Origin of the sequence: Salinivibrio socompensis S35 (genome assembly GCF_000513715.1) — a bacterium.
Taxonomy (GTDB): Bacteria; Pseudomonadota; Gammaproteobacteria; order Enterobacterales; family Vibrionaceae; genus Salinivibrio; species Salinivibrio socompensis.
Genome location: NZ_AQOD01000114.1, coordinates 19791 through 28266, shown reverse-complemented (window position 1 = coordinate 28266; position 8476 = coordinate 19791). Strand labels below are relative to the sequence as shown.

At 49.9% G+C, this 8476-nt stretch carries 8 protein-coding genes and 3 pseudogenes; all 11 read right to left on the bottom strand.

Going from position 1 to position 8476, the window contains the following annotated elements; genetic code table 11:
• Positions 1–121 precede the first annotated feature (121 nt).
• The 11 genes and pseudogenes from mgtE to DZ54_RS0112735 all read right to left on the bottom strand — a co-directional run bounded on the left by mgtE (position 122) and on the right by DZ54_RS0112735 (position 8475).
• On the bottom strand, positions 122–1489 hold the full coding sequence (gene mgtE, locus DZ54_RS0112785) for a magnesium transporter (protein ID WP_025674485.1): 1368 nt from the start codon (positions 1487–1489) through the stop codon (positions 122–124).
• Positions 1490–1628: 139 nt separating this feature from the next.
• A complete protein-coding gene (locus DZ54_RS0112780) occupies positions 1629–1907 on the bottom strand; it encodes an HPr family phosphocarrier protein (RefSeq protein ID WP_025674484.1) in 279 nt (92 codons plus the stop codon).
• Positions 1904–2755: an RNase adapter RapZ gene (gene rapZ, locus DZ54_RS0112775; protein ID WP_025674482.1), complete on the bottom strand. Its 852-nt coding sequence runs from the start codon at positions 2753–2755 to the stop codon at positions 1904–1906. Before rapZ ends, DZ54_RS0112780 begins: the two co-directional genes overlap by 4 nt.
• A 25-nt stretch (positions 2756–2780) precedes the next feature.
• A pseudogene (gene ptsN, locus DZ54_RS21585) lies at positions 2781–3223 on the bottom strand (PTS IIA-like nitrogen regulatory protein PtsN).
• 3 nt (positions 3224–3226) lie between these two features.
• On the bottom strand, positions 3227–3514 hold the full coding sequence (gene hpf / locus DZ54_RS0112765) for a ribosome hibernation promoting factor (protein WP_025674481.1): 288 nt from the start codon (positions 3512–3514) through the stop codon (positions 3227–3229).
• Between the two features lie 25 nt (positions 3515–3539).
• Positions 3540–5015, bottom strand: coding sequence for an RNA polymerase factor sigma-54 (locus DZ54_RS0112760; protein ID WP_025674480.1), 1476 nt, complete (start codon positions 5013–5015; stop codon positions 3540–3542).
• Between the two features lie 119 nt (positions 5016–5134).
• A pseudogene (gene lptB / locus DZ54_RS21580) lies at positions 5135–5859 on the bottom strand (LPS export ABC transporter ATP-binding protein).
• A gap of 8 nt (positions 5860–5867) precedes the next feature.
• A complete protein-coding gene (gene lptA / locus DZ54_RS0112750) occupies positions 5868–6401 on the bottom strand; it encodes a lipopolysaccharide transport periplasmic protein LptA (RefSeq protein ID WP_025674479.1) in 534 nt (177 codons plus the stop codon).
• Positions 6382–6945: an LPS export ABC transporter periplasmic protein LptC gene (gene lptC, locus DZ54_RS0112745; protein ID WP_025674478.1), complete on the bottom strand. Its 564-nt coding sequence runs from the start codon at positions 6943–6945 to the stop codon at positions 6382–6384. Before lptC ends, lptA begins: the two co-directional genes overlap by 20 nt.
• Positions 6942–7501: pseudogene (gene kdsC / locus DZ54_RS21575) on the bottom strand (3-deoxy-manno-octulosonate-8-phosphatase KdsC). The gene lptC and the pseudogene kdsC overlap by 4 nt, the downstream one beginning before the upstream one ends.
• On the bottom strand, positions 7501–8475 hold the full coding sequence (locus DZ54_RS0112735; RefSeq protein WP_025674477.1) for a KpsF/GutQ family sugar-phosphate isomerase: 975 nt from the start codon (positions 8473–8475) through the stop codon (positions 7501–7503). The pseudogene kdsC and the gene DZ54_RS0112735 overlap by 1 nt, the downstream one beginning before the upstream one ends.
• Between the last annotated feature and the right edge of the window lies 1 nt (position 8476).

The window sequence follows — 8476 nt, the reverse complement described above, 5'->3', positions numbered from 1 at the left end:
GCTTTAGCACCAAAACAAGCGATTAGCACCAAAACAAAAGGCGAGCCAGTGGCTCGCCTTTTTCTTGTCTATGATACGGACAAACTAATACGGTTGGCATGTCGCCGTTACTCTGCGCGTACTAAGTGATAAACAGTGTGGCCAAGCCTAAGAAAGCCAGCAGGCCGACCACATCGGTGATGGTTGTAAGCGCCATACCGCCCGCCAGTGCCGGATCGATATTATACTTTTTGAGCAATGTAGGTATCGCAACCCCTGCAATCCCAGCGATAAAGAGGTTGACCATCATCGCGCCAGAAATGATTAGACCTAACTCGATACTGCCTTTCCATACCACCACAATGCCACCAATAATGACGGACCAAAACAACCCGTTAATCATCCCCACCGTTGCCTCTTTGGCCAGTAACCAGCGGGTGTTGGAATCACCGATATGGCCAACGGCGAGCCCTCGGATCACCAATGCGACCGTTTGGTTGCCAGCTACCCCTCCCATCGAAGGAACAATGGTCATTAATACCGCAATGGCCGCCATTTTATCGAGGGTGCCTTCAAACATATTAGAGACAGAGGCAGCAGTTAGGGCGGCGAGCACATTGATCCCAAGCCAGATGCTACGACGACGCGCACTTTTAAAGGCGGGCGCGAAGGTGTCTTCCTCGTCATCCAAACCTGCCATGCTCATCATTGAGTGCTCGGCATCTTCACGAATAATATCGACCACATCATCAATGGTGATCCGACCGACAAGGTGGTTATGTGCGTCCACCACCGGGGCGGATACCCAGTTACGGCGCTCAAACAAATGGGCGACATCGCCATCATCCATAGTGACGCTGATCGCTTCATCAGAGTCCTCCATGATGTCAGTAATAGCGACATCAGGCTGATTCACCAATAGGGCACTGATGGGCAAATTTCCAATTAAACGACCGTTGGGGTCAATCACATACAAGGTATCTGTCGTATCCGGGATCTGACCGCGCATGCGCAGATAGCGTAGCACTACGTCCACGGTGACATCATCACGAATCGTGACGACGTCAGTATTCATGATCCCGCCGGCAGACTCTTCCGGATAGGAGAGAGCTTGTTGCACCCGCGTCCTATCTTGGGCATCCATTTGGGCTAGCACATCTTGGGAGACGTCTCGGGGCAAGCTGCGCAGCAAGTAGGCAACATCGTCAGTTTCCATACCTTCAGTGGCAGCCGCGAGCTGATCGGGAGCCATTCGCACTATAATGCCGTCTTTAACGTCCTCCGAGAGCTCATCAAGGATTTCCCCCTGATCCTCAGGATCGGTTAATTGCCACAGGACGAGACGCCCTTTTGGCGGCGATGCCTCTAATAAATGGGCCGTATCTTCTGGTTCCATCTCTTCGAGCATGCGACGGACACGCACGAACATCCCTTGCTCAAGAAGTTGAGTGACGTCTTGGAGACGTTGGTGGGTTTGGTTACTTTGTTCTTGTTCTGTTGACTCTGCCATCGGTCACTCCCCCAAATGCAATGACTAAAATTCTAACCCAATCAGGGGAGTCTGTCTCATGACAAATCGATTGTGGAGGAGAATTGTGGAGGAGAATTGTGGGGCGCGAACGCACGGGGTTGCACCGTGATGTGGAAGATTACACCGTGTCTTCGTCAAACCCAGCATCAAATAGCGCTTTTACGGCATCAAGGGCTAACGCTGACTGGGGACCATGCACAGACACAGTGATGGTTTCGCCTTGTGCCGATTCGAGCATCAGCATTGCCATCACACTGTCTGCGTTGGCGGATTTATGGCCGGTTTGAAGGGTGACTTGCGCATCATAGTCTTGCACTAACTCAACCAACTTGATCGCCGCGCGGGCGTGTAAACCGAGGCGGTTACGGACACAGACCTGTGCTGACAAGGTGGTCATCCTTGTTGCTCCAACGTGCGATGACGGATTTGTACCTGCTCGCCTAACTCATGGAAATAATCGGATAAATACTGGGCAACATAGACAGAGCGGTGTTTGCCGCCAGTACAGCCGATCGCCACGGTCACGTAGCTGCGATTATTATTTTTCAGGGCAGGGAGCCAGGATTCTAAAAAACCTTTGATTTGAGCGATCACCATGGCGACATCAGGCTGTGCGGCAAGAAACATGCGAACAGGTTTTTCCAGCCCCGTATGGGGTCGCAACGTCGGCTCCCAATGGGGGTTGGGTAAAAAGCGAACATCAAAGACATAGTCGGCATCGGCGGGCAAGCCGTGTTTGAAGCCGAAAGACTCAAATACCATCACTAGATCGCTGCTAGTGCGGCCAAGGACCAAAGCGCGGACGGATTCACTCAGATCGTGGATAGAGAGCCCAGACGTATTTATCACGCGATCTGCATGGGCTTTAATCGGCGCCATCTGTTGTTTTTCGGCTTGGATGGCTTGCTCAAGCGACAGGTTATGACGCGACAGTGGATGCAGACGTCGCGTTTCACTGAATCGTTTGATCAGATCCTTGTCATCCGCATCCAAATAATAAAGCGTCACATCACACACTTGACGTAATGCCGCTAGCGAATCGGCAATAGGCTCTTTCGCATTTGGGAGGTTACGTATATCTAAACTGACCGCGATTTTTGCATCGGCGTCATCTTGTGACACAACAAAGTCACGCAGTAAGTTAACGGGTAAATTGTCGACGCAATAGTAGCCAAGATCTTCGAGTACCCTTAGCGCCACTGATTTGCCTGAGCCAGAGCGGCCACTGACAATTTTTAGCATCATCATGTTTCCCCGTCAGCCTTCTGTGTTATTGAGTAATAATATTGTAGAGCGCTTGATCCGAGTCAGCACTGCGAAGCTGGCGGCATAGCTTTTTGTCGTTCAGCTTCTCAGCAATGATCGAAAGGGTCTTTAGGTGTACCTTACATTGCTCGTCGGGCACCAATAATGCAAACAGCAGATCAACAGGACGTTTATCGACCGCATCAAACTCGATTGGCTCTGAACACTGCAATAGTACGCCGATGGCTTGTTGGCTATCGAGTGTTCGCCCATGTGGATGGCAATCCCCGCGCCAATCCCGGTGGTACCGAGCTTTTCACGACTGAGCATGCATTCGAATAATTTTTGCGCGTTAGTGCCCAGCTTATCCGCAGCAACCTGGCTGATAATTTCCAAGGCGCGTTTTTTGCTGGAGCAGTGGACAGCACTGCGTGTGCAGTCCACTGAAAGTACATCTTTAAGTTCCATAGATTAATGCTGTTTGAGCTTTTCTTTGTGTTTACTCAGTTGTTTAACCAGTTTGTCGGTCAACCCGTCAATCGCCGCGTACATATCTTGCGACTGTGATTTTGCATGGAGCTCGCCGTTATTCACATGGAGCGTCGCTTCTGCAATTTGGTCAAGCTTTTGAACATTCAGTACAACATGGACATTGTTAATGTGCTCGAAAAAGCGCTCGAGTTTAGCAAATTTGGTTTCCACATACTCGCGCAATGGTGGCGTGATGTCGACAGACTGTCCAGTCAGGTTGATTTGCATACACATTTTCCTTCTGTTGAGGCGCCTATAATAGACGCTTACGCTGGTTTGACGGCGCAATCCCAAGCGACTCTCTGTACTTGGCAATTGTCCGTCTTGCAACTTTAATGCCTTGCTCGGCCAACAATGTGGCAATTTTGCTATCACTGAGTGGCTTGTTCGCCGGCTCGTCAGCGACCAATTTTTTTATTAAAGCTCTAATCGCTGTCGATGAGCACTCACCGCCATTGTCGGTACTCACATGGCTGGAGAAGAAGTATTTCAGCTCAAAAATACCGCGTGGCGTATGCATATACTTTTGTGTGGTCACGCGGGAAATGGTTGACTCGTGCATGTCCACATCCAGGGCAATGTCGTTGAGGACCATGGGCTTCATGGCCTCTTCGCCGTACTCAAAAAAGTCGTGTTGATGCTCAACAATACACCGCGTCACTTTGAGTAAGGTGTCATTGCGGCTTTCTAAGCTCTTAATCAACCATTTAGCTTCTTGCAAGTGCGAACGAATAAATTGGCTATCGGACGCGCTGCAGCCATTGCGTCCGTAGGCGGCATATTGTTCGTTGACTTTAAGCTTGGGCACACTATCTGGGTTGATCTGAACCACCCATTTGCCTTGGTGCTTAAACACTGACACATCGGGAACCACGTATTCCGCTTCGTTGGTCACAATTAAATTACCAGGGCGTGGCTCTAAACTGTGGATGAGTTGCATCACGGCTTTCAGATCGGGCTCTTTAAGGCGTGTTTCTCGCATGAGTTGACGATAATCGCGATTGGCAAGTAAGCCCATATGCTCGGTTAAGATCTTGCGGGCTTCTGCGAGCCAAGGGGTATCGTCGTCGTAGGTGGCAAGCTGTAGCATTAAGCATTCTTGCAGTGAACGCGCTGCGATACCAAGTGGATCAAAGTGTTGGACGCGTTTGAGTACCGCTTCGACTTCATCCAGTTCAATCTCATCGCTGCCAAGGCTCTCTAAAATATCGTCAGTGCTGACTGAGAGGTAGCCTTGGTCGTCCACCGCATCGATGATTGCCATGGCAATGACGTGATCGTTTTCTGAAAATGGTGTGAGTTCAAGCTGCCATTTTAAATAGTCATACAGCGTCTGTGTGGTTTCCCCTTGATAAACGGGTTGATCATCATAACCACTGGCACCGACACCGGTACTGCCTGTTCCGGCAGAGTATAGGTGGTCCCAGGTCGTATCAACGGGGAGATCATCCGGCATCTCGTTTTTTTCAAACGCATCGGACGTTTCCATGTTATCGGCACTGGCGGTTGCTGTTTCTTGTGGGCCCGTGTGCTGCTCGTGCTGACTCCCTTCCTGATCCGTGTCTTGCTCTTGGCCTTCGTCATGTTCCAATAGAGGGTTGCTTTCCAACGCTTCTTGGATCTCTTGTTGCAAATCCAACGTCGATAGCTGCAAAAGACGAATCGCCTGTTGCAGTTGCGGTGTCATTGCGAGTTGTTGTCCAAGCTTAAGCTGAAGCGTGGGTTTCATAGAGGCTTTACACCTTTCCTTTTCAACGACCAAAGAGGTTAAAAACGCTTGCTCTGATGAACAAAGCAAGCGTCTTATTTAACTATAGCCTGATTGGCATTTTTTAGCGTGAGCCGATCCTACAATTTGAACTGATCGCCCAAGTAAACCCGTTTAACGTGATCATCATTGAGCACTTCATCAGGCGTGCCATGTGCAATCAAGTGACCTTGGCTGACAATGTAGGCATGCTCACAGACACTGAGCGTTTCTCGTACATTATGATCGGTAATAAGCACACCGAGACCACGGTCACGTAAGTGCTCAATAATTTTTTTAATATCGATAACCGAAATTGGATCAACCCGGCAAAGGGCTCATCAAGCAGAATAAATTTAGGGTTAGCCGCCAGGGCGCGCGCAATTTCGACTCGCCGGCGTTCGCCGCCTGAAAGCGCCATGCCTAAGCTGTCACGGATATGTTGGATATTAAACTCGTCCAACAAGTCTTCGGCTTTATCTTGGCGCTCTTCTTTACTCAATGACTTGCGCGTTTGTAGTACGGCCATCAGGTTATCGTAGACGCTGAGTTTACGAAATATCGACGCTTCTTGCGGTAAGTAACCGATCCCCAAGCGTGAGCGATTATGCATCGGTTGAATGCTGATATCTTTATCATCGATATAAATCGCCCCCTCATCACGAGCGACTAAACCCACAATCATATAAAACGAGGTGGTTTTTCCCGCACCATTAGGGCCAAGTAGGCCGACGATTTCACCGGATTTCACTTCCAAGCTTACATCGGCGACGACTTTTCGCCCTTTATAACTTTTTGCCAAGTTGGCCGCTGTCAGTGTTGCCATGTGGCCTCTTATTGCGCGTCTGACTCAGATGAATCTTTATTGGATGAATCTTTACTTGTCGGCTGTAAAATCGTCGTGACGCGTTTATTGCTATCACTCTCGGCAACCAATTGCTGTTTATCAATTTCGTAGGTAATCACATTCCCCTCTACTTGATTGCCACTTTGTTCGAGCATCGCATTGGTGGACATTTTTAGAAACTCATTACCGACTTCATAACGCAGCTTATTCGCTTCGCCGTGAATTTGTTTACCATCATCCATGGTTTGCTCAAAGGTCGCCGGCTCACCGTAAGCTTCGATGGTTTCGCTACCTTCTTCGCCCTTTGGGCGGATGACGATCAGTTTATCCGCCAGAATAGTGATGCTCCCTTGAGTGAGTATCACATTTTGAGTAAAGGTGACGGTATTGGTCGCCATATCCAAATGTTGGCTCTCTGATTCAATATAAATAGGTTGCTCCGTATCACTACTTAATGCCAGTGAATAGTGAGACAGTAGCAACATCGCACCTGCCAGTGCTTTAGCGAGGGGTCGTTTCATATCGGCCTTTTACATCGTCTATCAATTCCATCTGGTGGCTACCGAAGTTGCCTTTCACGCGTTTTCCTGTGGTTTGAAAACCGGTGCCCGTGATGGTGGTAGGACTGTTGGACCAAAAATCTCGTGTTGTGAGGTTTAAGGTCACAGAGTCGGTGGCTACCGAATCAATTTGCGCATTCGGCAGTAAATTAAAAATACGGACATTGCCCGTCATTGTGAGCAGGTACTCGTCCGATAAAACGGCGTAGTTTGCGCTAACACGCCACTCTTCATCTTGGCCGTCTTTATAGGTCCAAAGCACGGGCTCATTAAAATGGGTTTCTTCTATTTTGGCGTAGTGTTCAAGGTGCTTGGCTTGAACGGTGTAACTGCGCACACCATCGGCATTATACTGCACGGTTTGAATGTCTTCGCCGGTAAACAAAGGCTTTTCCGCATCAGGGGTGACCTGTAGCACCTTTTGCCAGCTGTGCTGCGCCAGTAAATAATAGCCGCTGAGTGCGCAAAGTGCGATCAGCAGAAGCAGGCCAAGCCGCCGAATCATACACTCAAACCTTTGTGCTGGTCGAGCTCGCCACGGGCTTCAAGTAGCAAGTCACAGACTTCTCTCACCGCGCCAAATCCTCCACGAATTTGGGTAATATGGTTAGCACGCGCTTTCAATAGGGGATGGCCATCTGCAACGCAACAAGACAGTCCCACTTTTCCATCACAGGCCAGTCGATCAAATCATCGCCAATGTAAGCGGTGTGTGCAGGGAGGACATCACAGTGCGTACACAAGTCTTGGTATGCGGCTAACTTGTCGCTTTGCCCTTGGTACACATGCTTGACACCCAAGGCGCGCATTCGGTTTTCGACAATATGAGATTGGCGACCGGTGATGACCGCGACATCAATCCCAGCATTCATCAGTGACTTGATGCCGTAGCCGTCGCGGGTATGAAACGCTTTGAGCTCTTCGCCTTGATTACCCATGTAGACGCGGCCATCGGAAAAGACACCATCAATATCACAAATGAGTAATTGAATGGCGGCGGCGCGTTGGAAGACATCGGCGGCGACAGGGCCGTATAGGGTGTCAATCACAGTAGAGGCCATTAGATTACTCCGGCTTTTAAAAGGTCATGCATATTCAGGGCGCCAAGCAGCTGGCCGTTTTTGGCAACCAGTAGCCCGTTAATTTTTCGCTCTTCCATGAGTTTGAGTCCTTCTGCCGCGAGTAACTCCGGCTCAATCGTCACCGGGCCTTTTGACATGACCGAGCCGATGGCGGTGGTATGCAAATCAATACGCATATCTAATAAGCGGCGTAAATCACCATCGGTGAAAATACCGGTCAGCTGTTGGTTTGCATCCACGATAGCGGTCATCCCCAGGCCCTTTTCAGAGACTTCTAATAGGGCATCGCGCACGGTGGCGGTTTCGGGCACCATGGGTAAACGCGCCCCTTGATGCATTAAATCAATGATGCGCAATAACAGCTTCCGTCCCAATGCGCCGCCTGGGTGAGAGAGGGCAAAGTCATTAGCGGTAAAGCCTCTTGCTTGCATTAAGGCCATGGCGAGCGCGTCGCCCATCACCAAGGTGGCGGTGGTGCTCGAGGTCGGCGCCAGTGCCAGAGGGCAGGCTTCTTGCGGGACATGGATATTGAGATTTACTTTCGCTAACTGTCCCATGCTGGATTGCGCGTTGCCTGTCATACAGACCAAAGGAATGCCTAAGCGCTTGATCACGGGTAGTAAGGTTAATATCTCACCGGCCTCACCAGAGTTAGAGATCGCCAGCACCACATCGCCTTGGTTTATCATGCCTAAATCACCATGGCTTGCCTCGCCGGGGTGAACAAAAAACGCCGGGGTACCGGTGCTAGCCAGTGTGGCTGCAATCTTTTTACCGATATGTCCTGACTTACCCATTCCCATCACGACCACTTTGCCGGTGGCGTTAAGCATCAGCTGGCAAGCCGCCTCGAAACGATCGTCAATGGCGGCTTTTAATTGTGCAATCGCATCTTGCTCAATGTTAAGCACATCTAGCCCAGCGCGGCGAAAATCAAAACTGTATTCACTCATT

Bases quoted from the DNA above. Each gene is read 5' to 3' on its own strand.
- mgtE (WP_025674485.1), bottom strand. From the start codon at position 1,489: ATGGCAGAGTCAACAGAACAAGAACAAAGTAACCAAACCCACCAACGT.
- hpf (WP_025674481.1), bottom strand. From the start codon at position 3,514: ATGCAAATCAACCTGACTGGACAGTCTGTCGACATCACGCCACCATTG.
- lptC (WP_025674478.1), bottom strand. From the start codon at position 6,945: ATGATTCGGCGGCTTGGCCTGCTTCTGCTGATCGCACTTTGCGCACTC.
- rapZ (WP_025674482.1), bottom strand. From the start codon at position 2,755: ATGATGCTAAAAATTGTCAGTGGCCGCTCTGGCTCAGGCAAATCAGTG.
- lptA (WP_025674479.1), bottom strand. From the start codon at position 6,401: ATGAAACGACCCCTCGCTAAAGCACTGGCAGGTGCGATGTTGCTACTG.
- DZ54_RS0112780 (WP_025674484.1), bottom strand. From the start codon at position 1,907: ATGACCACCTTGTCAGCACAGGTCTGTGTCCGTAACCGCCTCGGTTTA.
- DZ54_RS0112760 (WP_025674480.1), bottom strand. From the start codon at position 5,015: ATGAAACCCACGCTTCAGCTTAAGCTTGGACAACAACTCGCAATGACA.
- DZ54_RS0112735 (WP_025674477.1), bottom strand. From the start codon at position 8,475: ATGAGTGAATACAGTTTTGATTTTCGCCGCGCTGGGCTAGATGTGCTT.